The organism is Pseudomonas sp. 910_21 (assembly GCF_052850735.1).
Genome location: NZ_VXCY01000005.1, coordinates 224,079 through 249,743, shown reverse-complemented (window position 1 = coordinate 249,743; position 25,665 = coordinate 224,079). Strand labels below are relative to the sequence as shown.

The 25,665-nt window shown below is 65.0% G+C and carries 20 protein-coding genes; 11 read left to right on the top strand and 9 right to left on the bottom strand.

Annotation, left to right across the window (positions count from 1 at the left end; all coding sequences use genetic code 11):
* Positions 1 to 24: 24 nt before the first annotated feature.
* The 6 genes from FW796_RS17730 to FW796_RS17705 all read right to left on the bottom strand — a co-directional run bounded on the left by FW796_RS17730 (position 25) and on the right by FW796_RS17705 (position 8,170).
* Complete coding sequence (locus FW796_RS17730) at positions 25 to 2,160, bottom strand: TcfC E-set like domain-containing protein (protein WP_446439679.1); 2,136 nt, start codon at positions 2,158 to 2,160, stop codon at positions 25 to 27.
* Between the two features lie 196 nt (positions 2,161 to 2,356).
* Positions 2,357 to 2,893 (bottom strand): CS1 type fimbrial major subunit, encoded by a 537-nt coding sequence (locus FW796_RS17725; RefSeq protein ID WP_346635269.1) that lies wholly within the window; start codon positions 2,891 to 2,893, stop codon positions 2,357 to 2,359.
* 334 nt (positions 2,894 to 3,227) lie between these two features.
* Positions 3,228 to 4,271, bottom strand: a complete 1,044-nt coding sequence (locus FW796_RS17720) for an FUSC family protein (protein ID WP_346635270.1) — start codon at positions 4,269 to 4,271, stop codon at positions 3,228 to 3,230.
* 128 nt (positions 4,272 to 4,399) lie between these two features.
* Positions 4,400 to 6,025, bottom strand: a complete 1,626-nt coding sequence (locus FW796_RS17715) for an NADP-dependent glyceraldehyde-3-phosphate dehydrogenase (RefSeq protein WP_446439678.1) — start codon at positions 6,023 to 6,025, stop codon at positions 4,400 to 4,402.
* A 183-nt stretch (positions 6,026 to 6,208) separates the two neighbouring features.
* Positions 6,209 to 7,246: an AraC family transcriptional regulator ligand-binding domain-containing protein gene (locus FW796_RS17710; protein WP_446439677.1), complete on the bottom strand. Its 1,038-nt coding sequence runs from the start codon at positions 7,244 to 7,246 to the stop codon at positions 6,209 to 6,211.
* 9 nt (positions 7,247 to 7,255) lie between these two features.
* A complete protein-coding gene (locus tag FW796_RS17705) occupies positions 7,256 to 8,170 on the bottom strand; it encodes a GGDEF domain-containing protein (RefSeq protein WP_346635273.1) in 915 nt (304 codons plus the stop codon).
* A 445-nt stretch (positions 8,171 to 8,615) separates the two neighbouring features.
* Here FW796_RS17705 and FW796_RS17700 point away from each other — a divergent pair, with 445 nt between their 5' ends.
* From FW796_RS17700 to FW796_RS17665, 8 genes are all read left to right on the top strand, one after another.
* Positions 8,616 to 11,138, top strand: coding sequence for a TonB-dependent receptor (locus FW796_RS17700; RefSeq protein ID WP_404937237.1), 2,523 nt, complete (start codon positions 8,616 to 8,618; stop codon positions 11,136 to 11,138).
* A 39-nt stretch (positions 11,139 to 11,177) separates the two neighbouring features.
* Positions 11,178 to 13,100, top strand: a complete 1,923-nt coding sequence (locus FW796_RS17695; RefSeq protein ID WP_404937236.1) for a phytase — start codon at positions 11,178 to 11,180, stop codon at positions 13,098 to 13,100.
* A gap of 81 nt (positions 13,101 to 13,181) precedes the next feature.
* Positions 13,182 to 13,892: a protein TolQ gene (gene tolQ, locus FW796_RS17690; protein ID WP_236204130.1), complete on the top strand. Its 711-nt coding sequence runs from the start codon at positions 13,182 to 13,184 to the stop codon at positions 13,890 to 13,892.
* A gap of 16 nt (positions 13,893 to 13,908) precedes the next feature.
* Positions 13,909 to 14,355, top strand: coding sequence for a protein TolR (gene tolR, locus FW796_RS17685; RefSeq protein ID WP_041118949.1), 447 nt, complete (start codon positions 13,909 to 13,911; stop codon positions 14,353 to 14,355).
* Positions 14,352 to 15,155 carry an energy transducer TonB gene (locus FW796_RS17680; protein ID WP_446439676.1) on the top strand — a complete coding sequence of 268 codons (804 nt, stop codon included), beginning with the start codon at positions 14,352 to 14,354 and terminating at the stop codon, positions 15,153 to 15,155. Before tolR ends, FW796_RS17680 begins: the two co-directional genes overlap by 4 nt.
* 235 nt (positions 15,156 to 15,390) lie before the next feature.
* Positions 15,391 to 15,798: a c-type cytochrome gene (locus FW796_RS17675; RefSeq protein WP_346635278.1), complete on the top strand. Its 408-nt coding sequence runs from the start codon at positions 15,391 to 15,393 to the stop codon at positions 15,796 to 15,798.
* Positions 15,799 to 15,883: 85 nt separating this feature from the next.
* Positions 15,884 to 17,212, top strand: coding sequence for a D-arabinono-1,4-lactone oxidase (locus FW796_RS17670; protein ID WP_446439828.1), 1,329 nt, complete (start codon positions 15,884 to 15,886; stop codon positions 17,210 to 17,212).
* An 85-nt stretch (positions 17,213 to 17,297) separates the two neighbouring features.
* Positions 17,298 to 18,506: a DSD1 family PLP-dependent enzyme gene (locus FW796_RS17665; protein ID WP_404940052.1), complete on the top strand. Its 1,209-nt coding sequence runs from the start codon at positions 17,298 to 17,300 to the stop codon at positions 18,504 to 18,506.
* 60 nt (positions 18,507 to 18,566) lie between these two features.
* Here FW796_RS17665 and FW796_RS17660 read toward each other — a convergent pair whose 3' ends face one another.
* Complete coding sequence (locus FW796_RS17660; RefSeq protein WP_346635279.1) at positions 18,567 to 19,517, bottom strand: SphA family protein; 951 nt, start codon at positions 19,515 to 19,517, stop codon at positions 18,567 to 18,569.
* Positions 19,518 to 19,777: 260 nt separating this feature from the next.
* Between FW796_RS17660 and FW796_RS17655 the strand changes: the two genes are divergently transcribed.
* The 3 genes from FW796_RS17655 (at position 19,778) to FW796_RS17645 (ending at position 22,808) form a co-directional block, all read left to right on the top strand.
* Entirely contained in the window at positions 19,778 to 20,815 is a 1,038-nt protein-coding gene (locus FW796_RS17655) for an AraC family transcriptional regulator (RefSeq protein ID WP_404937233.1), read from the top strand.
* A 119-nt stretch (positions 20,816 to 20,934) separates the two neighbouring features.
* Positions 20,935 to 21,822 (top strand): Dyp-type peroxidase, encoded by an 888-nt coding sequence (locus FW796_RS17650; RefSeq protein WP_446439675.1) that lies wholly within the window; start codon positions 20,935 to 20,937, stop codon positions 21,820 to 21,822.
* Positions 21,823 to 21,839: 17 nt separating this feature from the next.
* Positions 21,840 to 22,808 (top strand): Gfo/Idh/MocA family protein, encoded by a 969-nt coding sequence (locus FW796_RS17645; protein ID WP_446439827.1) that lies wholly within the window; start codon positions 21,840 to 21,842, stop codon positions 22,806 to 22,808.
* A gap of 173 nt (positions 22,809 to 22,981) precedes the next feature.
* Here FW796_RS17645 and FW796_RS17640 read toward each other — a convergent pair whose 3' ends face one another.
* Together FW796_RS17640 and FW796_RS17635 are read right to left on the bottom strand one after the other, a co-directional pair.
* Positions 22,982 to 23,719: a TorF family putative porin gene (locus FW796_RS17640; RefSeq protein ID WP_446439674.1), complete on the bottom strand. Its 738-nt coding sequence runs from the start codon at positions 23,717 to 23,719 to the stop codon at positions 22,982 to 22,984.
* 104 nt (positions 23,720 to 23,823) lie between these two features.
* Entirely contained in the window at positions 23,824 to 25,566 is a 1,743-nt protein-coding gene (locus FW796_RS17635; protein ID WP_446439673.1) for an amidohydrolase, read from the bottom strand.
* Between the last annotated feature and the right edge of the window lie 99 nt (positions 25,567 to 25,665).

Sequence of the window (25,665 nt, the reverse complement as noted above, 5' to 3'; positions counted from 1 at the left end):
TGGGTTCCTGTTTGGAGGGTTGGGTTACTGGCACGGGTAGTAGCTGCCTTTGACGGTACGTGTGAGGTCACACCGGTATTGGCGCCCCGGCTGTTCCACCGTGATGCTGTGCAGCACCGCCTTGTGGCTGATCGAGAACAGGCCGTTGGGATAGGCGGCATCGCCGGTTTCGAGGATTCTGCCGCCCACGGGCCGGCCGCTGGCGTCCACCAGGAGGCCGCTGTAGACCATGTTGATGTCCACCTTGGCCCGGGCGTTGTACACCTGCCCGGGGTGGGCCCGGACGATGTTCGCCGGCACCTCGATGTTCATGTCCATGTCCTGGCTGGCACTCACGACTCGGGCAAAGGGCACATCGCCGTATTGGCCCAGGGGCACGGCGTAGGTACTGCCTCCCGCCACGGGGTGACCTTCCACGCTGAAGCCGTAGGGGGTGCCCTGGAGATCGGGGGTTTCCAGCAACATGGCGCTGCCACTGCTGCTGTAGCGTCCCAGGGCCATGCCCTGGCTATTGGCCGCGAGCATGCCGCGGTAGTTGAAGTCGAGGTTGTTGGCGTCATCGCTGTGGCCGACGTTCAGCGAGGCGTCGCCCCGGGTACCGGAGCGGCTGCCATAGGCGTTGATGTTGTTCATGCCATTGCTGCGATTGACGGTCAGGCCGCTAGAGGAGGTGCCGTAGCTGTCCTGGAAGGTTTTGCGGTAGTCAGCGGTCACCTGTGTCTGGCCGCCAAACTGCGCGGCGCGCAAGCTCGCCTGGGACCGATCGAGCATCCACGACATGTTGACGTAGAGGGTGTAATCGCTATCACCCGGCAGGGAGCCGCCTTTTTGCACCCCCAGCGAAAACGTCGACCATAGGCCGTTGGGCCGGTAGTTCCAGCGTATTTCAGCCTGTTGGGTCTCGGCGCCACTGAAGGTTCGATAGTTGTAGGCGAACAGCACACCCCCCAGGTTTTTACTGTACGAGAGGCTGGTGCTGGGCGTTCCCCAATAGAAGCGCGATACCTCACGGCTTTGATAACGACTGAGCATGAGGCTACCGAGCACCTCATCGCTCAGGTTCAGGTTGACGTAGCCGCCTGAACCCCGCTCGCCGGACAACATCCCCAGCGTGGGTGACAGGTTCAGGCTGCCTACTGTGGTGGGGCGCGAGAGGTTGATCTCCGAAGCCCAGCTTGCACTGTCACTGGCCACGGCCGCCGCATTCAAATAGAGCTGGCTGAGGTTGCGACTCAGGGCGGCCTCGAACAGTTGTCCGCCTTCCTCCATATCCTTGCCCGCGGTGACGCGCCAGGAGTTTGCCCCTTCACCGGTAAAGTTCAGGTTGTTGACGTCCTGGGTTTCCTGGCTCACCAGACCGCCGTTGCGGTCCACCAGGCGAATTTCGATGGGATAGTAGCCACCCGGAAGATCGAGGAAGCTGATTTCATTGCGGCCTAGCGCAGCAGGTCGTTTGAGAATCAGACGTCCGTTGCGATAAAACTCGTAGTTGCCTTCGGCCGTGGAGAACAGCACCAGGGAACCGGCGTCACGGTTGCTGCGCAGGTTGCCCTGGCTGCCCAAGGTCAAGAACTGGTCGAAACTGGGCGACAGCACCGTGCTGACCGAACCTGAGCCGAAGTCGATACTGTTTTGCTTGCCGGCTCGCACATAGGTGTCGGCAAAGTTCTTTTGCAGGTAATAGGACGATATGCCCTGATCGCTGTTGCTTTGGCCGTTGCTGCTGCGGCTGCGGTTGGCATACCAGTTCATGTAGCCAAAGCTGCGCCCCGGTAACCCGAGCCAGGTATTGCCGTTGAAGTTCAGGGCGCGATAACGGTCGGAAGAACCGCGCAGGTCCAGGGACTGATTGTTGATCAGCCCCCAGGAAGTTGTGGGTGCGAGATAGTCTTCGCGGGTATTGCGAATGATCAGCGTGCGCCGGGTTTTATCGAGGGTTACATAATGATCGGCCACGCGCAGGTCGCAACCGTTAGTGCATTGCTTATAGTTGATTTCGGCGAGAATGCGTTTGATTGTCCGCAGGTCTTCAAGTGCAATGCCATTCTCTCTGTATTGAGCCGAGTCGAACACCAGGCCACTCTGTTCCAGGGAATAACTGATAAAGCCGGGTAAGGTTCGACCATTATAGGTGGCGACATAACGTGCAGTATTTTCCATCTCCACCGCGCTAAAACCTTCAGGAACTCCATAGGTGATCTTTACTTGAGCGAGCGCTTGGGTCGAGACAAGCGAAATGACGCACACAAGAAGTCTGTGTAGTTGATGGGAAAGTTTATACGGGCGCATGCCTGAGTGTTTCCAGTGACAGCAAAGAAGAGCCCTCGGGAGGGCTCATGAGACGGGGCGCTGCGATTTAGCTGCCGGAGGCGGCAACAGGCTCGAAAAGCATGACCAGGTCGCCGCTGTAGCTGCCATCGGTGCTGGGGCCGGTTTCGGTCTTGGTCGGTGCCTTGGCGCTGATCTTCAGATTGTGCACTTCGTCATAACCACCGTTGCCGGCTACTGTCTGGGTCACTTTCAACGGCTTGCCGAAGGTCACTGCACCTTCGCCGCCGGCATGAAAAATACTGACTGTGGTGTTGGTCATCTCATAAGTGCCGTTGGACATTTTCAACGGTTGTGCCAGCGAAACATTGAACTCGCTATTTTTGGTCCAGACCCGGATCGGCAGAGTCTTGGTGAAAGCTTTCTGGGTTTGGTCCAGGGGCTCCAGTTCCTCAGTTTCATACCAGGTCGTGCCATCCGCTTTGGAAACAAACATGGCATCGTTGATTTGTGCGGTGAGTGTAATTTTTTTGGAGACGATGTTCGTCGAACTTGGCGCGGCATGTGCCATGCCAATAAGTGCACCGCTCAAGCCCATGGCGATGAGGATGTTTTTAAGTTTCATGATGGCTTCCGTACTAAAAAGTGAGGCGGAAAAGTAACTTTATTATGTGGGTTACTTTTTGATATGCATGGGTGACTAGTAGTAAGTAACCCGCAATAATGATCGCTATTTTAGTTTTGGAAAGGAACAAGAAGGTTCTTGGAATTCTCCAAGAACCTCCTGAAAGCGGGGGTGATTCAATATGTTGTCAGGGGCGGAAGTGGCGTTGTTAAGTTGTTTTTATAATAAGGTCGGGTCTGTGAAAAGTGTTGTGCGAGCGGGTTGAAAAACTGAGTGACTGTCTGGCTAGTGTCCAGAAGTCACTCTGGACCGACGCTTGAGGGTTGCACTTGATTCAGATCTTCCAGTGCCGGGCGTTCTTGGCCAATCGCTGGCGCATCTCGCCCAGGGTCGCGGCCAACTGCCGGGTGAGCAGCCGGTAACCGTCCAGGGCGCTATACAGCGGCGCCTCCAGGGCGTTATCGGCATGGCCTTCCAGGGGTTTCTCCAGGCGCTGGGTGACACCCGTTTGCAGGGCCCGGGCCATGCCGATCAGCTGCACGCGGATTTGCCGGTGCTCGGTCTTGAGCGCCAGTTGCATCTGCGCCATGGCGTGCGGGTCGCTGGCGTCGGGGCGGGTGTTGCCGAGGATCTCCAGGGTGCTGATGCACATCCGCAGATTGCGCTGGATGGCGTCCAGCTCGGTCATGGAAATCCGCACTTCCTTGGACACCGAAGGCATCAGCGAGCGCAGTTGCAGCATGGCGGCGTTGACCCGGCCCAGGAGCTTGAGGTGTTCGTCGTCGGTCACCGATTGGCCTTGGATGATCCGTCCGTACAACTGCGCGCAGTCGCGCAAGGCGCTGGCCAGGTTGTAGCGCCAGGAGTACACCGCGTACAGCGGAATGGCGAAGGAAAACGCCAGGGCCAGGGCAATGCCGATGAGGATGTCCACCGCGCGCCACAGGCCGTCGCTGATCTGGTTGTCGCCATGGCCGGCGACGATGAACACTGTGATGGCCGCCAGCAGCGCGGTGTAACCGCCCTTGCCGATGGCGTGGTAGGAAAAGTAGCCGCAGACCGCCGACATCCCCAGGTAGGTCAGCCAGGGATGACCGAAGTACGCCTGCTGCACCACCAGCACCAGGCCGACCCCGGCACCCACCAGGGTGCCGATGGCCCGCTCGGCGGCTTTCTTGCCGATATTGCCGTGGTGCTGCAGGCCGCCGATCACCACCAGCATGGTCACCGAGGCCCACTCGCCGTGGGGCAGGTTGAGGCCGGTGGTCAGCAGGATGGTGGCGATCAGGCCGAGGGCGACCCGCACCGCGTGGATCAGACGAGCGTGACGGTAGCGCCGGTACGGGTCCAGCACGGGACGCAGCAGGCGCTGCAGCAAGGGGGGCAGGTGGATGCCCCGCAGGTGTTTGAACGGGCCCAGACCGGTTTCTCCAATAGCTGATGAGTGGCTGATTCAGAGGCAGATTAAGGGAGGGGCTCGCCCCCTGGCGAGCCCGGCAACACTGTCTAGAAAATGTAGTCGGTGGTCAGGAAGCTGGAGTCGCGATTGCGGATGATGTCGCTGATCAGCTGCTTGTTGCGCTCCTGGAACTTGGTGGCCACCAGGGTGCGGATCGAGAAGGTACGCAGGGCGTCATGCACCGACAGCGTGCCCTCGGCGGAGTTCTTGCGACCGTTGAAGGGAAAGGTGTCCGGCCCGCGCTGGCACTGGGCGTTGATGTTGATCCGCCCGACCTGGTTGGCGAAGGTGTCCACCAGCCGGCCGATCACTGCCGGGTCGCTGCCGAACAGGCTCAGCTGCTGGCCGAAGTCCGATTCCAGGACGTAGTCGATCACCGTGTCCAGGTCGCGGTAGGGCACGATGGGCACCACCGGGCCGAACTGCTCCTCGTGGTAGACGCGCATCTGCGGGTTCACCGGGTACAGCACCGCCGGGTAGAAGAACGAAGCCCGGGAAGCGCCGCCGTCAGGGTTCACCACCCGCGCGCCGTGGGCCTGGGCATCGGCCACCAGGGCATGCAGATAGTCGACCTTGGCGTTTTCCGGCAGCGGCGTCAGGGCCACGCCCGGCTCCCAGGGCATGCCCGGCTTGAGGCCTTGCAGCTTGGCGTTGAACTGCTGGATAAAGCGCTCCACCACGCTTTCATGGACGAACAGGATCTTCAGCGCGGTGCAGCGCTGGCCGTTGAACGACAGCGAGCCGGTGAGGGCTTCGCTGACGGCGTTGTCCAGGTCGGCGTCGGGCAGCACGATCCCCGGGTTCTTCGCATCCAGGCCCAGGGCTGCACGCAGGCGGTGGGGCTTGGGGTGGAGTTTCTTCAGGTCGCTGGCGGCCTTGTTGGTGCCGATGAAGGCGAAAATGTCGATCTTGCCACTGGCCATCAGGGCGCTGACGGTCTCGCGACCGCTGCCGTAGATGACGTTGATCACCCCGGCCGGGAAGCTGTCGCGGAAGGCTTCGAGCAGCGGGCGGATCAGCAGCACGCCGAGCTTGGCCGGTTTGAACACCACGGTGTTGCCCATGATCAGCGCCGGGATCAGGGTGGTGAAGGTCTCGTTCAGCGGGTAGTTGTAGGGGCCCATGCACAGGGCCACGCCCAGGGGCACGCGGCGGATCTGGCCGAGGGTGTCCTGCTCCAGTTCGAAGCGGCTGGAGCGCCGGTCCAGTTCCTTGAGCGCGCCGATGGTGTCGACGATGTAGTCGCAGGTACGGTCGAATTCCTTTTCCGAGTCCTTGAGGTTCTTGCCGATTTCCCACATCAGCAGCTTGACCACCGCCGTGCGCTGTTCACGCATGCGCGCCAGGAAGGCTTCCACGTGCTGGATGCGCTCGGCTACGCGCATCGTTGGCCAGGCGCCCTGGCCGCGGTCGTAGGCGCGCACGGCGGCGTCCAGGGCGGTGAGGGCGGTGTCGGCGTCCAGCAGCGGTGTGCTGCCAAGTATCACCTGGGTGTCGCCCTCGGCGCCGCTCAGGTAGATCGGGCTGCGGACCTGGGCCAGGGGGCCGTTCCAGGTGCGCAGTTCACCGTCCACCAGGTAGTCGCGCTGCTCCACCGGCTCGGGCAGGCGATAGGCTTCGGGGATGTCGGCGGCAGCAGGAAACAGGTTGTTGAGGACATTGGCTGTGGTCATGACTCTACCCCGTGTTGGAAATGGCTCCGGCGCGGTGACAGCGGCGGCATCGCTCCATGGTTTATACGCCTGAATGGCCCGGCGCTTTAGCGGTTTGTGCACCGGGCGTGCGAGCGCGACGGCCCGTGGCACAAGCGTGCGGACCAGCGGCGCGTCGGCGGTCGTGGTTCGAGATTAAACGTTTCAGCCGCTGCCCAGCAACTGCCGGATCAGGGTCGGGGTGCTGCCGGTCCAGCGCTTGAACGAACGGCGGAAGTTGGCCGGGTCATTGAAGTTCAGGTACTCGGCCACCGCCTCGTTGCTCCAGCCCTTGATCTGGTACAGGTACAGGGCCACGTGCTTGTGCACCCGGTCCACCTGCTGCTGGTAGCCGCTGTGGTGCTTGCTCAGCTTGCGCTTGAGGGTCGCCGGGCTCATGGCGAAGTCCTGGGCCGCCTGTTCCAGGGTCGGGATGCTGCGCACATGGGCTTTCAGGTAGCGGTACAGGGCATCGAGGAAACTGCTGGAAAACCCCAGCTGGCGCAGGTGCTCGCCGGCCTCCAGGCGCGCCACCTGGCCGGCGGTGGCCGAGGCGCCCGGCCAGGGCCGGGTCAGGTATTGCCGGGGGATGCGCATCAGGTCCAGGGGGCGCTGGAACTGGGTCTGTTCCCCCAGGTGCACCCAGTACTGTTCGACGTAGCGCGGTTCGCTGTGGCTGAAGCTGCATTCCCAGGGCAGGCGCTGTCCGGCCAGCCACTGACTCATGGCCACCAGCGAGGTCATGCTGGCTTCCAGCAGGAACCGCCAGTGCTCGCCGGCGCCGCAGCTGTCCAGCCAGTAGCAGTAGGCGTGTTGTTCATCGATCACCAGGCGCGGGCTGGCCAGGGGACTGAGCAGGGCCTGCTGCTGCACTAGGGCATCCAGGGCCTGATGCAGGTTCTGTGCATGGCGCAGGGCATGGCTGGCGGCGCCGTAATGCCCGGGCAGCAGGCGCTGGCCAAACAGAAAACTGCTGTCGTCGGCATCCAGCAGGCGCCGGCCGTTGCCGATCAGCGCCAGGAACTGCTGCGGGCTGAGGCGGGTCTGGCCGGCCAGGATGTCCTCATGGAACAGCCCGGTGCCGCGCAGCAGGCGGTGGCTGTCGATGTCCCGGGACAGCGCCAGATCGATCAGCGCTGCCGGTTGATAGTGCCCGGGGATAAACCGCGTATCGGCTTCGTACCAACTGGTCTTCACGGTCATGACGGCGCCTCAGGCGGTTTTCGCCAGGGGCTGCTTGGCCCGGGCCAGGGCCAGGTTGAGGCGTTTGAGCAGCCCCTCCGGGGTTTCCTCCAGGGCCATCACCACCGCGGTGCTGGCTGCCAGGTGCAGGCGCTCGCCGTGTTGCCGGGTCTTGTGCGCCAGCCCCTGCACTGCCTGTTGCAGTTCCAGGGCCAGCAGCCGCGCCTGGCTTTCCCCGGTGTTGGGCAGCAGCACCACGAAGCGGTCACCGGCCAGCCGGCACAGCAGGTCCTGGCGCCGCAGGTTGAGCAGCAGCACATGGCTCAGGGCCTGCAGCACCGCATCACCCTCGGCATGGCCGTAGTCCTGGTTGATCGCGGCAAAGTGATCCAGGTCCAGGGCCAGCAGCGACAGTGGCTGCTGCTGTCGGCGGCTGTCGGCCAGGCTACTGGCCAGCTGGTGCTTGAGGTAGTCGGCGCCGGCCAGGGGCGTGAGCTTGTCGAACTGGCGGTGTTCGCGAAACAGCCGCTCCTTCTTTTCCATCTGCGCGCTGATGGCCAGCTGTTCGCGGTGCCAGTGGTAGATGCCAAGGGTCAGCAGGATCATGCCGATGGGCATCGGCCCGGACTCCAGCCAGTGGTCCCAGGTGATGCTGTCGGGCAGGCGGATGAACTCGTCGAGGCTGTCGATCCACCAGGAAAAGAAGATGCAGCTCAGGCCCAGGGCCAGGTAGTTGGTGACCCGCCCGGCGGGGCGGCTCTTGAGCACCAGCCCCAGCCAGACCAGGGCCAGCAGCGCCGAGCCGCCTTCGCCGATGATGTCCAGCCACTGCCATTCGCTGACCGCTTTCAGGCTGCCGCAAGCCAGGTGCAGCAGCAGCCCGGCATTGGCCGCCAGCAACAGCGCGGCGAGTTTCCAGCGGTGGGGTTTGAGCACGCAGAACATGGCCGCGATCCTTTTTGCCAGGAGTGAGAGGGCGTCAGCACAGCAGATGTTTATGACACTGGGGTGACGCCGGAAAAAACCGCCGGGGGTCGAATCAGCTCAGGGTTCAGGCGTTTTTTTTTTGCTGGATGGGGCAGCCTCAAGGGCCTCTTCGCGGGCAAGCCCGCTCCTACGGGGCGGCGGGTGCGCCACGGATGTGTAGGAGCCGGCTTGCCGGCGAAGGGGCCCGCAAGACCTGCGCCCGACGGGTGATGGCTTTTGCGGGCAAGCCCGCTCCCACAGGGGTCAATTCAGCTCATTTGCCGGGGCTAAACCCGGGAAAACGGCTGTTTTGGCGACCTGTCGACCAGGCCTGTCACAGAACCGTCATTCGCCAACCCTAGCGTGCCCTCCCAGTTGCCGGGCCCCTTGCCCGGCGTTAGCGGACTCTTGGGGGAGGACCATCATGTACAAGCGCAGCAGTCCCGGGCTTGTCAGCTTTACCTTGACCGCGCTGGCCATGGCCATCGCCAGTGAACGCTTGAGCGCCGCCGAAACGGCCGCCACCGAGCATGTGCAAGTGGTCGGCCAGGCCGCCAGCGTCGATCAGGCGCTCAAGGAGCAGCGGCGCTCGGACAGCATCGAAAGCGTGGTGCATGCCGACGGCGTGGCTCAGTTGCCGGACCAGAACGTCGCCGAGGCGGTGCAGCGCCTGCCGGGTATCAGCATCGAGCGCGATCAGGGCGAGGGGCGTTTTGTCAGCGTCCGCGGCCTGGGTCCGGACCTCAACAGCGTGACCATCAACGGCACCCTGGTGCCTTCGCCGGAAAGCGCGCGCCGGGCCGTGGCACTGGATGTGCTGCCATCGGAGCTGGTGCAGTCGCTGTCGGTGATCAAGACCCTGACCCCGGACATGGACGCCAATTCCCTGGGCGGCACCGTGGATGTGAAAAGCCTCTCGGCCTTCGACCACAAGGGCCTGTTCTACACCGGCAGCAGCGAGGCCAGCTACGACCAGAACACGCGCCAGACCAGCCCGAAATTCTCCGGTGCGGCGAGCAACCGTTTCAGCCTCGGCGACGGCATCGACAACTTCGGCGTGGCCGCGGCCCTGAGCTGGCAGAAGCGCGATTTCGGCTCCGACAATGTCGAGACCGGCGGCGCCTGGGACTTCGACCAGGGCGCCAAGTTGCAGTCTTTCGAGCAGCGCGACTACGCCATCAGCCGCGAGCGCGCCGGTGGCGGCCTGAACTTCGACTACAAGCCTGACGACAGCAGCAGCTATTACCTGCGCACCCTCTACAGCCGCTACAAGGACAGCGAGACGCGCAACTCCACCAGCATCGAGTTCGCCGACCCCCTGGCCGCCGGTGATCGCGGCGACGCTGAGGCCAAGCGCAAACTCAAGCAGCGCGAGGAAACCCAGGAAATCCAGTCCTACGTGTTCGGCGGCGAGCGCCAACTGGGCTTGTGGACTCTCAGCGGGCAGACCGGCTACAGCCGCTCCAGCGAAGACAGCCCGGCGCATATCGCCGGGGCCACCTTCAAGGGCAACAGCGATTTTTCCGACAGCGGCTTCTACGACAACGGCAAGCCGCGCCCGGTGATCGGCTCAGGCTTCTTTGATGCGGCCAACTTCACCCTGGACAAGGTCGACTGGGAAAAGCAGAACACCACCGACACCGAAAAGAACCTGCGCCTGGACCTGGCCCGGGACTACGACCTCAGTGGCTATGCCGCGCAGTTCAAGTTCGGCGGCAAAATCAGCCGGCGCAACAAGGACAACGATCTGGAGGCCTGGGTCTACAAGGATTTCGACACCCTGGGTTTCACTGATCAGCAGCTCAACCTCGGGCAGTTCCAGAAGGGCAGCGTGGACTATTCCCTGGGCCGCTTCGGCCCGGGCATCAGTGGCGGCGCCATCAAGCAGTTGATCGGCGGCCTGAATCAGGCGGCCTTCTATGACGAGGAAGAATCCCGGGTCAACGACTTCAAGATTCGCGAAGACATCAATGCCGGCTACTTCATGAACACCCTGGACATCGACGACTGGCGCTTTATCGCCGGCCTGCGCTACGAGGGTACCGAGTTCGAGGCCAAGGGTACCGGGGTCACCGACGGTGCCTTCACTGCCACCGACACCAAACGCCGCTACCAGCACTGGCTGCCGGGGCTGCATGCGCGCTACCAGTTGGACAAGAACACCCAGCTGCGCGCGGCCTGGACCAAGAGCGTGGTGCGCCCGACCTTCGGCCAACTGGCCCCGGGCTTTGTCATCGACGGCGACGAGGCGACCTTCGGCAACCCCGATCTCAAGCCCCTGGAGTCGAGCAACCTGGACCTGGGCATCGAGCACTACATGGGCCATGCCGGCACCGTCTCGGCCTTCATGTTCTACAAGGACATCCAGAACTTCGTCTACAACACCGACCTGGCCGGCACCGGCGCCTGGACCGGGTTCTCCGAGGCGCACAGCTTCGCCAACGGCGACAGCGCCAAGCTGTATGGTCTGGAACTGGCCTACTCGCAGAAGTTCGACTGGCTGCCGGCGCCGTGGAACGGCCTGCTGGTGGGCGCCAACAGCACCTTCAGCCGCTCCAGCGCGAGCATCGAGGGCTTCGACCAGAAGGCCGGGGTCAACCGCAAGCGCGACATCGACCTGCCCAACCAGTCGGACACCGTGGGCAACCTGATGCTCGGCTGGGAAGACGACAAGCTCAGCCTGCGCCTGTCGGCCAACTACAAGTCGGCCTACCTGTTCGAACTGGCGTCCATCAACGACAAGGCCCACGACCTGCACGTGGATGCCCAGACCTTCGTCGATTTCAGCGCCAAGTATTCCCTGACCAAGAACCTGCAACTGAGCTTCGAGGCGCAGAACCTCACCGACCAGCCGTACTTCGTCTACACCGGCAAGCGCTCCTACAACGCCCAGTACGAGGAATACGGCCCGACCTACAAGCTCGGCCTGACCTTCACCCATTTCTAAGTACCGGGCCCTTGCCCGACTGCACACCCAAGGATTGTGATGAGCACTGTATCGACCGCAAGAAACGGCCTGCTGGCCCTGTGCATGGCCCTGGCCGGCAGCGCCGCCCTGGCCGCGCCCAGCGTGCCCGGCCTGAACCTCAAGCCCTGGGCCGAGCAGACCCCGGGCGTCACCGGCCTGGGTTTCGTGCCCGCCGGCACAGGCGCCGACCGGCTGCTGGCCAGCGAGCGCGAAGGCCTGTTGCTGCTGGATGAACAGGGCCGGCAACTGGCCCGGCTCAAGGGCTCGTTCAATGGCCTGGACAGCCGCGCCGCCGGCCAGCAAGTATTGGTGGCCAGCCTCGACAACCAGCGCCAGCAGGCGCTGCTGGTGAGCCTCGACCCGGCCAGCCGCAGTTGGGGCCAGCCGCTGTACCTGCCACCCCGCGACTACCCGGTCAACGGCCTGTGCCTGTACCGCGACGAGGCCAGTAACCTGTTCCTGTTCCTGGTGGGCGAGGAGGGCAAGGGCGAGCAGTGGCTGGTGGGCCACGGTGCGCAGTTGAGCGTCGAGCCGCAGCGGGTGCGTGGCCTGCCACTGCCTCCCGAGGCCAAGTTCTGCCAGGTGGACGATGCCGCCCAGCACCTGCTGGTCAATGAGCAGAATGTCGGCTGGTGGGCCTACCCGGCCCATGCCGAGGCCGACACCACGCGCCAGCCGGTGGCCCTGCGCGCGCCCTTCGGCGAGATCAGGAAAAGCGCCGGGGCCATGGCCCTGGTGCCGGGCGGGATGCTCGGCCTGGACCCGAAAGCCGCGCAACTGCACCTCTACCAGCAGCAGGAAAAAGGCTGGGCGGCCCAGGCCACACTGCCCCTGGCCGGCCTCAAGGAGCCGGAAAACCTTGCCCTGCGCGCCAGCGACAAGGGTCTGCAAGTGCTGCTGCGCGACGACGAAGACGGGCGCCTGTACCAGGGCCAATTGAACTGGCAAGCCACCCCAGTGGCGCTGCCGCCGGTCTTGCCCACCGTGCAGGCGGCGGTGCAGAGCGAGCCGGTGGGGCGCCAGGGCGACGCCGCCGATGACCCGGCGATCTGGGTCCACCCGCAGCAGCCGTCCCAGAGTCGGGTGCTGGGCACCAACAAGAAGCAGGGTCTGCTGGCCTACGACCTGCAGGGCAAGCTGTTGCAGGAGCTGGCAGTGGGGCGCCTGAACAATGTCGATGTGCGGCCCAACTTCCAGCTCGGCGAGCGCCGTGTGGACCTGGCCGTGGCCAGCAACCGCGACCGCAACAGCCTCAGCCTGTTTGCCATCGACCGGGCCAGCGGCGAGCTGAGCGAGGCCGGAGAGGTGCCCACGCCGCTCAAGGAAATCTACGGTATCTGCCTGTTCCAGCCGGCCAGCGGCGAGATCTACGCCATTGCCAACGACAAGGACGGCACCTTCGTCCAGTACCGCCTGAGCGCCCCCGGCGGCACCGCCCAGGGCGAACTGGTGCGCCAGTTCAAGGTGGCCAGCCAGCCCGAGGGTTGTGTCGCCGACGACCAGCGCCAGCGCCTGTTCCTCGGTGAAGAGGACGTCGGCGTCTGGGCGGTGGATGCCCGGCCCGAGCAACCGGCGACCCTGCACAGCGTGATCAAGGTCGGCGGCCTGTTGCAGGCCGATGTCGAGGGGCTGGCCCTGTACCAGAGCAGCGCCCGGGACTACCTGGTGATTTCCAGCCAGGGCAACGACAGCTACCTGGTGCTGGATGCCGAACCGCCGTTCGCCTCCCACGGCGCCTTCCGGGTCAGCCTGAATGCCCGGGCGGGGATCGACGGTGCCGCGGAAACCGACGGCCTGGAAGTCACCTCGGCCAACCTCGGCGGGCCCTGGAGCCAGGGCCTGCTGGTGGTCCAGGACGGGCGCAAGCGCATGCCCGAGCAGACCCAGAACTTCAAGTTCGTGCCCTGGGCCGAGGTCACCCAGGCCCTGAAGCTGCCCTGAGGTGGCGGTCATCACCTTGTCATTTGCATTTCATCGAATAGCCCCGCCAGCCCTGGCGGGCACCCGAGAAGGAGTTCCACCATGCAGGCCACACTCGAACACATGAGCATCTGGGGGCTGATCAGCGATGCCAGCCTGTTGGTCAAGGCGGTGATGCTGACCTTGCTCCTGGCATCCTTGCTCAGCTGGTACCTGATCATTCAGCGTGGCGCGGTGCTGCGCGGTCGTGAGCAGCGCTTCAACGATTTCATCCAGCGCTTTCGCGGCGCCCCCGAGCTGTTGCCGCTGTACCGCGAAGTGGCCAAGGGCAGCAACGCCGAAGGCGGCGTGGAGCCGATCTTTGCCGCCGGCTACCAGGAGTTCAGCCACCTGCGGGGCCAGGCAGGCGGTGCCGGCGAAGGGGTGCTGGAAGGCGTGGAGCGGGCCTTGTATGTGGCCATCAGCGAGCAGGAAACCCGTCTGGAAAAGGGCCTGCAGTTTCTCGCCACCGTGGGCTCGGTGAGCCCCTATATCGGCCTGTTCGGCACCGTGTGGGGGATCATGAATTCTTTCCTCGGCCTGTCCCAGGTGCAGCAGGCGACCTTGTCCACCGTGGCTCCGGGCATTGCCGAGGCGCTGATCGCCACCGCCATCGGCCTGTTCGCAGCAATTCCTGCGGTGATCGCCTACAACCGCTTCTCCGCCCGCAGCCAGACCCTGCTGACCCGTTACTACGCCTTCGGCAATGAACTGCAAGTACGCCTGCATCGCACCTTGCAGGGCACCCCGAGTCACCTGGCCGTGGCCGCCTGAGAGAAGGAGCAAACTGATGTTGACCCGGCCGCAACGCAAGCACGGACCCAAGGCGGAAATGAACGTGGTGCCTTACATCGACGTGATGCTGGTGCTACTGGTGATCTTTATGGTCACCGCGCCGATGCTCACCCAGGGGGTGAAGATCGAATTGCCCAAGGTGGCCAGCGAGGCCCTGGCCACCGACAGCCGCCAGCAGATCCTCACCCTGTCGGTGCAGGCCGGCGGCGGCTACTACTGGAACCTGGGCAGCGAACTCGATACCCGCCACCAGACCGATAGCGCCGTGGACCTTGAGCAGATGCGCGCCAAGGTGGCCCAGGTGATTGCCCAGCGCGGCGACACCCAGGTGTATATCCGCGCCGACCAGGACGCCGCTTATTCCAGCGTGGTGGCGGCCATGGCGGCGTTGCAGCAGGGCGGGGTGCACAACCTGGGGCTGGTGACCGAGGCCCCGCAATGACGGCGATGATCATGCACAGCCCGATAGCCCTGCCTATGGGCTCCGCAACTGCCGGCTTCTGGCGCAACAGCCTGGCGGCGACCCTGGCCCTGGCCCTGCACGCCGGGGTGCTGGCGGCGCTGGTACTGGGCTGGTCGGTGGACAAACCGCAGGTCGAGACACCGCCGGTACTGACCACCCAACTGGTGATGCTGGCGCCGCCGGCCGCCCCCGCGGAAGTGTTGCCGGCGGTGGCTGAAGTCGCACCACCACCTCCGGCACCTACGGCGCCGCTGGAGCCCCCCAAGCCCCGGGTGGACCCCCAGGTGCAGGCGCAGAAGCTGGAACAGGCGGCCCTGGCGCGCAGGCGTGTGGAAGACAAGAAGCGTGAGCAGGCGCAGGAACAGCAACGCCAGCAGCGCGAGCGCCTGGACGCCGAACAGCGTCAGCGTGATACCGAGCGCCTGGCCCAGGAGCAGGCCCAGCGCGCCGAACAGTCGCGGCTGGCTGCCGAGCGCGGGCGTCAGCAGGCGGCCCAGGCGGCGGCCGACAGCCGCCAGTACCAGCCCCTGAGCAAGGAGGCCCCGGACTATCCGCAACGGGCCCTGGACAAGAACCTGGAAGGCGACTGCACCGTGGAGTACAGCGTTAACCCTCAGGGACGGGTGGAGAACCCCAAGGTCATCGACGGTTGCCACCCCCTGTTCATGCGCCCGTCCCTGGCGGCGGTGGCGACTTTCCGTTACCAGCCACGGCTGATCGATGGCCAGGCGGTGACAGTGCCGGCGGTGCGCAACACCTTTCACTATCGGATCAAGTAAGGCGGGGGTAGGCGTGCGCCCGTCGCCGTGCAGACCGCCACCTGGCTGACCGTGCGCGCCCTGGCTGAGCCTGTCCCTTGGCTGGCTGAGCCTGTCCCTTGGCTGGCTCAGCCTGTCCCCTTGGCTGGCCGCCAATGCCCTCAACCCCAAGGGCCGGGTGTCTTAGTGTTGCCCTGTGTGGTCCGCCTCTGTTGTCGGGGCGGGCCCTTTGCCCTGGCCGCACTGAGGACCGCCGATGCCCACTGTTACCCCCGTCTGTTCGCGCCCGTTGCGGCGTCACTTTTGCTCGCTGATTCGCAGCGCCCTGGGCCTGTCTCTGGGCTTGCTGCTGAGCGCTTGCGGTGAGGCTGAACCGCCTGCTGCCGTGCGCCTCGACGCTGTGCGCCAGAGCCCGGCCGACCCGGCCCTGGCCCAGGTCTATGCCAGCAGCTGCCAGCTGTGTCACGCCAACCCGGCCTCCGGCGCGCCCCTGGCCGGGGATGCCAAGGCCTGGGCCCCGCGCCTGGCCCAGGGCGCCGATACCCTGCTGGATCACAGCATCAACGGCTACCAGGGCATGCCGCCCATGGGCCAGTGCATGCAGTGCAGCGAAGAGCAGTTCCTGGCCCTGATCAGCTTCATGTCCGGCCACTCATTCCAATAAAAAGACAAGGTCTTCGTTTATGGTCACGCACCTTTCTCGACGCCGGCTGCTGCAAGGCGCCGGTGCCCTCGGCGCCTTCAGCGCGCTGTGCAGCAACCCGCTGCTGGCCGAGCTGGCCCGCGCCCCGCGGCTGATTCCCTGGCGCAACTGGTCCGGCGCGCAAAGCTGCCTGCCCGAAGCGCGGCTGGCGCCCAAGGACCTGGATGAGCTGCGGCAGGTGATCCGCCAGGCCCCGGGCAAGATCCGCCCAGTGGGCTCCGGCCACTCCTTCAGCGCCCTGGTGCCCACCGACGGCACCTTGCTGTCCCTGGCCTATTTCAATGGCCTGCTGGCCCACGATCCCCAGACCCTGCAAGCCGAGTTCGCCGCCGGCACACCGATGGCGCTGATGGGCCCGGCGCTCAAGGAGGTGGGGCAGGCGTTGTGGAACATGGCGGATATCGACTACCAGACCCTCGCCGGGGCGATTGCCACTTCGACCCACGGCACCGGGATCGGCTTTGGCTCCTATTCGTCCCAGGTCTGCGGGCTGCAACTGGTGACCGCCAGTGGCGAGGTGCTGGACTGCGATCCACAGCGCAACGCCGAGGTGTTCCAGGCTGCCCGGGTGTCCCTCGGGGCGCTGGGGGTGGCGACCCGGGTGCGCCTGCAGAACCGCGCCGCCTATCGCCTGCGGGAAAAACAGTGGATTGCCAGGACCGATGAACTGCTGGAAGACATGGCCAACAATGTTCGCGACAACCAGCACTGGGAAATGCTCGTGGTCACCCATTCCGACTACGCCCTGGCGGTGGCCCTGAACGAAACCGACGACCCGGCGACCCCGCCCAGGGACCCGGCCGAGGAGGGCGGCAACGAGTTCGTCGGCCTGATCGAGAACCTCGACAAGTACCTCAGCGATTTCCCCGGCACTCGCCGCCACCTGCTCAACAGCCTGCGCTGGCTGGCCCGGTTCGATGAGCGGGTGGGGGATTCCTATCAGGTCTACGCCAATGTGCGCAGTGTGCGTTTCAACGAGATGGAGTACTCGGTGCCGGCGCACCTGGGGCCTGAGTGCCTGCGGGAGATCCTGGCGCTGATCCGTGACAAGGACCTGCGTACCTGGTTTCCCATCGAGTACCGCTACGTCAAGGCCGACGACATTCCCTTGAGCATGTTCGAGGGGCGCGACAGTTGTTCGATCTCGGTGCATCAGCACTACAGCATGGATCACCACAACTTCTTCGCTGCGGTGGAGCCAATCTTCTGGAAGTACCAGGGACGCCCACACTGGGGCAAGCACCACAGCCTCAATGCCCGCTCCCTGCAGGGGCTGTACCCGCAATGGTCGGCCTTCGCCAAGGTGCGTCAGGCGCTGGACCCGCAAGGCAAATTCATCAACGCCCACCTGGCCTCGGTGCTGGGTGTGGTTTGAACAGGAGATCAGACCCATGAATCGTCGTCATTTCATGGCCGGCACCCTGGGGGCCGGTGTGTTGCTGGCCGGTGTCGGTGCCTGGCTGCGGCCCGGCGACCGGGGAGCGCCCTACAGCCCCTATTTCGCCGAGCTCAATCGCGAGCTCAAGGCCAACGGGCCGATGCAGCCGGTGATGCTGATCGACCTGGATCGCCTGGACCACAACATCGAGGTGGTCATGCAGTCGGTGCAACGGGGCGGCAAGCACCTGCGGCTGGTGGAAAAATCCCTGCCGTCGCCGGGGCTCCTGGCCTATATCGCCCAGCGCGCCGGCACCCGGCGCCTGATGTCCTTCCACCAGCCGTTTCTCAACCACGACGCCGAGGTGTTTGCCGACGCCGATATCCTCCTTGGCAAACCCCTGCCGGTCCGCGCCGCCGAGCTGTTCTACCAGCAGCTCAAGGGCCCGTTCGACCCGCGCCGGCAACTGCAATGGCTGCTCGATACTCCCGAGCGCCTGCAGCAATACCTGGGGCTGGCCCAGGGCCTGGGCACGCGAATGCGCATCAATATCGAGCTGGATGTGGGGCTGCATCGCGGTGGTGTGGCCGACCACGGCGTGTTGGGGCAGATGCTGGCGCTGATCAGCGCCAACCCCCGGCACCTGGAGTTTGCCGGATTCATGGGCTACGACCCCTTTGTCGACATGGGCGTGCCGGGGATTCTGGGCTCGCCGCAAAGCCTGTTCGATAAGGTCATGCAGCTCTACAACGGCTTTGCCGATTTCACCCGCCAGCAGTACCCGGCGCTGTGGCAGGCCGAGCTGACCCTGAACACCGCCGGCAGCCCCAGCTATCGCCGGCACGAGCAGGAGGCCCTGAGCACCGAGGTGTCGGTGGGCACCGCGCTGCTCAAGCCCAGCCATTACGACCTGGCGTCTCTGGAACAGCATGTGCCGGCCGCCTTTATCGCCACCCCGGTGCTCAAGAGCACCGGCCCGGTGCGGATTCCGGCCCTGGATGACCAGTCGCGGCTGTTCTCCTGGTGGGACCGCAACCAGCGCCAGACCTTCTTCATCTATGGCGGCCACTGGCTGGCGGATTTCGCAGCGCCGGCCGGGTTGCAGAGCAACGAGCTGTTCGGCCGCAGTTCCAACCAGGAGATGGTCAATGGCTCCCGCGCCGTGGGCTTGCAGGTGGACGATCAGGTGTTCCTGCGCCCGCAGCAGAGCGAGGCGGTGCTGCTGCAATTCGGCGATCTGCTGGCGCTGCGTGGCGGGCGTATCGTCGAGCGCTGGCCGGTGTATGGCTGAGGTATGAGCTCGCTCCCTGTAGCCTGTTTTCGGCTACAGGGGCGCAGATTGCTGTCGGTTTCAGAAGGCGAAAGGAATGCTCAGCTTGGCCCAGAGCATGTCGCCCTCGGGGCGGTTTTCCACGTCGAATTCCTTGGCCCAGCGGATCTCGGCGCTGGCGTACTTGAGAAAACGCAGGTGCAGCGCCGGGCCGATGGCGAACACTTGCCCGCGCACCCCGTCACTCACGTCCTCGCCCATGAAGGTCACGGTCTTGCCATATTGCTTGTCGTCGGTGGTCTGCTTCAGGTAGTAGCCGTTGAGCCCCAGGCTCAGGTCGTCGGTCAGGCGGTAGCTGGCCGAATAGTCGAAGTGGAAAATCTGCCCGGAACGGTAGTGGGTGTCGCGGTTTTCCCGGTTGAAGCTGTAGGTGCTCTTGAACGACAGCTCGGTGCGTTCGCTGGGCAGCCAGGTCATGGAAAACAGCGGCTTGTAGGTGGTGAAGTTGTTGCTGGTGTTGGCCAGCCGGTCGGCATCGTACTGGCCGGTGGGCAGGGTCACTTCCACGGCCGCGCCCAGGGTCAGGCTGGGCCCCATGTCCCACAGGATGATCGGCGCGAAGGTGGTATCGCCCATGCTTTCGCGGCGATCGCTCTGGCCGTACAGCGACACTTGCTGGCGCAGGTAGGGCTGGGCCACGTAGCCCCCCAGGCGACCGCCGAAGACCCGCAGCGGGCTCAGGTAATCCAGGCGCGGGATGATCGCGTCGGAAGTGATCTTGACCTCCTGCACCTTGCCGCCAAAGGAGCTGATGTCGAGCTTCTTGGCCTGGTAGTGGTTGTAGTAGAGGTTGAAGGCGAACATGTGCTCCGGCAGCTGGTCGGGGCTCAGGGGCAGCACGTAGAAGCCGTCGGTGCCGGGGCCGATATTGTCCACTCCGGATTCGCTGGCCTGGGCATTCAGGCTGGCGCAGGCGGCCAGGGCCACGCCCAGGTGCAGGGGCAGAGAGCGAGTGAGGCGGGTCGGGTGCATGGTTGGGCTCATTCTTATTGTTAGTGGGGAGCGCGGCGGCAGGCGCGCCGCAGGCCCCATAGAAATAAGCCCTGGGCCGGACGCGGGGCAGGGTATTGGCGGACAGGGAGGGGGACTTTGTCGGACAGGCTGCAATGCTTTGTTACATTCCTCCGTAAAACCCCGTGGGACGGGATATGCTCCAGCGGTCGGTGATGCCTTGGCACCGGCCGTAGCAGACAATAAAAACAGCCGCTCAAGCGGCCCGGAAGCCGATACCCATGCAGATCAAAGCCGTCGATCCCCACGACCAGCTGGCCCTGGTTTCACCCTTTCTGTTGCAGACCCTGGCGGACGTCGCCACTGACAAAGGGATCAGCGCCGAACGCCTGTGCCGGGGCCTGGGCTTCACCCTGGAAGACCTGCAGGACCCGACCCTGCGCATTTCCTACCGCCAGGCGGTGGCGATGATCGAGCGCGCCCTGGCGGCGCTGCCCCAGCAAGGCCTGGGGCTCTGGGTCGGCAGCCGCAATGTGCTGGGCACCCTGGGGTTGCTGGGGCATGCCTTGTCCCTGTGCCGGACCCTGGGGGACGCCTTCGAACTGGGCATCCGTCATCAGCACACCTCGGGCACCATCGTCACCGCCGATGTCGGGCGTCAGGGCGAGGAGTTCTTTGTCGAACTGCAGTGCCGCCTGCCCTATGGCGAGGTGCAGATCTTTGCTGCGGAAGAATTCTTCGCCAGTCTACTGATCTATGGCCGGGCCTTGTTGAGCACGGATTTCCAGGCCTTGCGGGTGGAGTTCATGCACGCCGCGCCGGCTTACGCCGAGCTCTACCCGCAGTTGCTGGGTCCCCATGTCCGCTTCGGCTGCCTGCACGCGCGCATGGTGATCGAGGCGCGCTGGCTGCAGATGCCTTTGCCCAACCATCATCCGGTGGCCCTGCGCCAGGCCCTCAAGCTGCTGGAGCTGGAAAGCGCCCAGGTGCACCAGAAGATGGACCTGATCCAGGCGGTGGAGCGGGCCCTGAGCCGGGACCTGCGGGCCGGCAGCCATATCGAGCAGGTGGCGGGGGACCTGAACATGAGCGGGCGCACCCTGCGCCGACGCCTGACCGAGCACGGCCTGACCTTCGAAGCCCTGCTGGAACGGGTGCGCCAGGCGCGGACCCTGAACCTCTTGGGCAACCCGGAGCTGTCCATCGAACGCATCACCGAGGAGGTGGGTTACAGCGACGTGCGCAGTTTTCGCCGGGCCTTCAAGCGCTGGACCGGGCTGAGCCCCAGCGCCTTTCGCGAAGAGGCGGCGCTGCATTGAAGCCGCAGCGGCCTGGGGCGCGACCACCGCGGCCGGCCATAGGTTCCCGCGGATTGTTCGACAGCGCTGACGCCGGCAGCCCATGGCGGTAAACTCGCGGCCTTTATTCAGGAGTTCCCATGAGTTACTACCAGCCCGGCATCCTCGCTGCACCCGTTCCGTCCCAGGCCCGTCACCTGTTCTTTGCCCTTGAATCCATTGAAGCGCTGCCCCAGGCCCTCGACCAGTTGCTGGCACGGGTGAACGGTGCTTCGGCGGTGGCAGGTTTTGGTGCGTCGCTGGTCAAGGCCCTGGGCGCTCGGGTGCAGGGCCTCAAGGCGTTCCCGGCGCTGACTGGCGTGGGCGTGGACAACCCTTCGACCCAGCACGCGCTGTGGGTCTGGCTGCACGGTGACGAGCGCGGCGAGCTGCTGCACCGCAGCAACGAGCTGGAGGCTGCCCTGGCTCCGGCCTTTCGCCTGGTGCAGATGAACGAGACCTTCCGCCACAAGACCGGCCACGACCTCACCGGTTACGAGGACGGCACCGAAAACCCTCAGGATGAAGCCGCCACAGCCGCCGCACTGGCCGAGGGTGAAGACGGCCTGCGCGGTGGCAGCTTTGCCGCGATCCAGCAGTGGCAGCATGACTTCAAGGGCTTTGCCGCGATGCACCAGCAAGAGCGCGACCACATCATGGGCCGGCGCCTGAGCGACAACGAAGAGCTGGACGACGCACCGGTCTCGGCCCACGTCAAGCGCACCGCCCAGGAAAGCTTCACTCCGGAAGCCTTTATCGTGCGCCGCTCGATGCCGTGGATCGAAGGTGACAAGGGCGGCCTGATGTTCCTTGCCTTTGGCCACACCCTGAACGCCTTCGAAGTCCAACTGCGACGCATGAGCGGCCTGGAAGACGGCATCACCGACGGCCTGTACCGCATGAGCCGGCCGATCACCGGTGGCTACTACTGGTGCCCGCCGCTGCACAACGGCCAGCTCGACCTGCGCGCGCTGCAAGCGCCGAAATGAACACCGAGGCCGCGTCGCTGCGCACCGTGCGCTGGGGCATGATCGGTTGTGGCAGCGTCACCGAGCGCAAGAGCGGCCCGGCCTTCTACAAGGTTGCGGGTTCGGCGCTGGTGGCGGTGATGGGACGCCGGGCCGAGGCGGTGCGCGATTACGCGCAGCGCCACGGCATTGCCCGGTACTACACCGATGCTCAGGCGCTGATCGACGACCCCGAGGTGGACGCGGTGTACATCGCCACGCCCCCCGACAGCCATTACGCCTACAGCCTGCAAGTGGCTGCCGCCGGCAAGCATTGCTGCGTGGAAAAGCCCATGGCTTTGCATGCCGGGCAGAGCCTGGCCATGCAGCAGGTCTTCGAGCAGGCCGGGCTGCACCTGTTCGTTGCCTACTACCGGCGATCCCTGCCGCGCTTTGCGCAGGTGCGGCAATGGCTGGCGGACGGGCGCATCGGTGAGGTCCGGCATCTGCACTGGAGCCTGAGCAAGGCCGCTTCCGAGGCCGACCGCAGCGGCGCGGCCAACTGGCGTACCGATCCACAGATTGCCGGTGGCGGTTATTTCGCCGACCTGGCCAGCCATGGCCTGGACCTGTTCCAGTACCTGCTGGGCGACATCGTCGAGGTGGCCGGCATCAGTACCCGCCAGGCCGGACTCTATGCCGCCGAGGATGCGGTCAGCGCCAGTTGGCGCTTCGCCTGTGGGGCCCTGGGCAGCGGCGCCTGGAATTTTGTGGCGGACCGCCGGGTGGACCGGGTGGACATCATCGGCAGCCAGGGACGCATCGGCTTTTCCGTGTTCGACGAGCATCCGCTGCAACTTGAAGCCGAAGCGCCCCTGAGCCTGGTCATCGACAACCCTGTGCACATCCAGTGGCATCACGTACAGGGCATGAACGCCCATATCCGCGGCGAGTCCCGGCACCCGGCCCTGGCCAGCGAAGCCCTGAAGACCGATTGGGTCATGGACCGGATTCTGCAGCGCGGCTGATCCCGGGGCGCCCGCCAGCCGGCTTCTACGGGGTTTGCGGGGGCATTGCCGGCGGTTTCCAGCGAGCTTTTGTAGGAGCTGGCTTGCCAGCGAAGGCGGCCTTGAGGAGGGTGCCAGTCTTTCGGGCCTCTTCGCCGGCAAGCCGGCTCCTACGGGGGCGGGCGGCTGGTCGCTCAGAAGGTCTTCTTGACGCTGGCCACCCAGGAGGCGCCGCACAGGTCGCTGAAGCCGTAGTTGCTGGTGCACTGGCTGCGGGACAGGTCGGTGTCGATGTAGCTCAGGCCCAGTTCCAGCCCTGCAAGGTCCCGGGTCAGTTTGGCCTCCCACTCGTGGTAGCTGTCCTCGCCCTGGCCCGAGGCGCGGATCAGCCGCGGGTCCTTGAAGTCCATCTGGCCATAGCGCAGTTGCAGCCCCAGCTTCAGGGGCAGTCGGGTCTCGTAGCCAAGGTAGCGGTACAGGGTGCTTTGTTGACTGTCGATGCCGGGGGCATCGCTGGAGTAATACGTCGCCAGCTTGACTCCGTAGACGCTGAGGATGCCGTACACCTCGCTCTGGTTGAACTGGGCTTCCCGGGGGTAGCTGTACTTCAGGTAGCCCAGGTCCAGGCTGATGTCTTCGCTGGCCTGCCACAGCCAGCCGCCGTAGTAGTCGAGCTCCTGGCGGGTCTTCAGGCCGCCGCCGAAGTCGACGTTGGAGCTCCAGGCACCCAGGTACAGGCCGCTGTTGTGCAGCAGGGTCACGGCCGCCTGGGCCGCGGGGTCGTTCTGGGTCTGGGAGATGCCGCGGGTGCGGTAGTCGCTGGCCAGGGTCAGTTGCAGTTCCACGGCCAGTTCGTCGGTCAGGGACAGGGCGTGGCTGGCCGGGGGCAGCAGGCACGCGGCGCCCAGGGTGAGCAGGGTGAGGGTCTTCATGGGTATCCCGTTGTTGTGATTGTTATGGGCGTGGAGCGGGCAAGGTGGTGCCGTGCCCCGGCGTCACCAGGACGCGGGGCAGGCGGTGCAACGGTGGGGCTGGGTCAGAGCGGGCGGGTGTAGATCTCGCGGCCGGCGAACCAGGTCTGCAGTACCTGGGTTTCATGCAGGGCCTTTTCGTCCACGGTAAACACATCGCGGTCGAGAACGATGAAGTCGGCCTGCTTGCCGGCCGTCAGCGAACCGATCTGCTGTTCCAGGCCCAGGGTGCGCGCGGCATTCAGGGTGTAGGCGTAGAACAGGGTTTCGCGGTCCAGGCGTTCGTCGGCGTTGAGCACCCCCAGGGGCCCCTGGCGGGTGATGGCCTGAGCCATGGCGTTCCACGGGTTGGGCGACGACACCGGCCAGTCGCTGGCGCCGGCGATGGTCGCGCCCTGTTTGAGCAGCGAGTGCGCCGGGTACTGGTAGCGGAATGCCAGGGCGCTGACGTAGGGCTTGATCATGTCCAGGGTGTAGTCGTCGGCCGAGGCCCAGAGCAGTTGCATCGAGGCAATCACGTTGAGCGGCTTGAAGCGGGCGAATTCCTTGGGGTTGACCATCTGCAGGTGGGTGATGGAGTGGCTGATGCCGCTCTGGCGATCCTGGCGCGCCTGTTGGATGCCGTTCAGCGATTCACGCACCGCGCGGTCGCCGATGGCGTGGATGTGCACCAGCCAGCCGCGCTGGTCGATGGCGCTGACCAGTTCGCCAAAATGCGCCGGGTCGATCAGCAGCTCGCCGGGTTTGTGCGAGTTGCTGTAGGGCTCGAGCATCGCCGCGCTCTGGGCCGGGTATTCGATCACCCCGTCGGCGAAGATCTTGATGCCCGGCAGGGTCAGGTTGGGGATGCCCTGAAACTGCTGGCGCACCTTGTCCAGGGTGTCGAGGTCGGCCGGTCGGCTGCGGGGGTTGGCCACCAGCAGCGCGGCGACGTGGGCGGTCATCCCGCCGCTCTCGGCTAGGGCCTTGTAGGCCGGCAGGACGCCGACGGTGTGTTCGGTGGGCTTGAGGGCGAACACCGCCTCGCCGGGGGCGGCGTTGGCGGCCGGGTCCATCCAGGCGGTGATCCCCAGGCTGTTGTTGTAGTGCAGGGCCGATTGTGCGGCGCGCAGCATCTGGGCGGGTCCAGGTACTGGCATTTTCGCGGCCACCCGGTCCCAGCCGGCGTCCACCAGGAAACCGTTGGGGCGGCCGTCAGGCAGTTGGCCGATGGTGTTGCGCTCGGCCTCGGGCAGGCTTTTGAGCAGGGCGGCGTCGATCCCGGCGCGCTTGAGCATGACGTCATTGGCCCAGGCGGTATGGTGATCGCTGCCGGTGAATACCACCGCCGCCCCGGCCCATTCACCCTGGTTGAAACGCTGGCCCAGGGCCTCGGCCTGGGCCCAGTAGGCCGAGCTCATGCCGGCGATGTTGAGCACGTCGGCATGCCGGGCGCTGCCGTCGTCACGCCAGGCGCGCAGGCGTTTCTCCAGTTCGTCGAGGCTGACCACCTCGTCCTGCAGGTTGGCGCCGGTCATTTCCAGGCCGCCGAAGATCGCGTGAGAGTGAGTGTCGATCAGGCCCGGCATCAGGGTCTTGCCGCCCAGGTCGACGACCCGGGTGTGGCTGTCGATCAGCGCCTTGATCTGCGGGTCGCTGCCGGTTTGCAGGATCTTGCCATTTTCCACCGCCAGGGCCTGGACCTTGGGCTGGGCGCGGTCGGCGGTGAAGATCTGGCCGTTGAGCAGCACCAGGTCGGCTGCCGCCACGGCTTCCAACGAGGCAAAACTCATGGCGGCCAGTAACAGCGTGGGGGTCAATCTTTTCATTGAACATTTCCTTGTTATTGCGTCTGATCGCCAGATTAGGGGCTGTCCATAGCGGGCAGAACGGCTGCTTCACGAAAAACATTTTTGCCTGGATGGAAA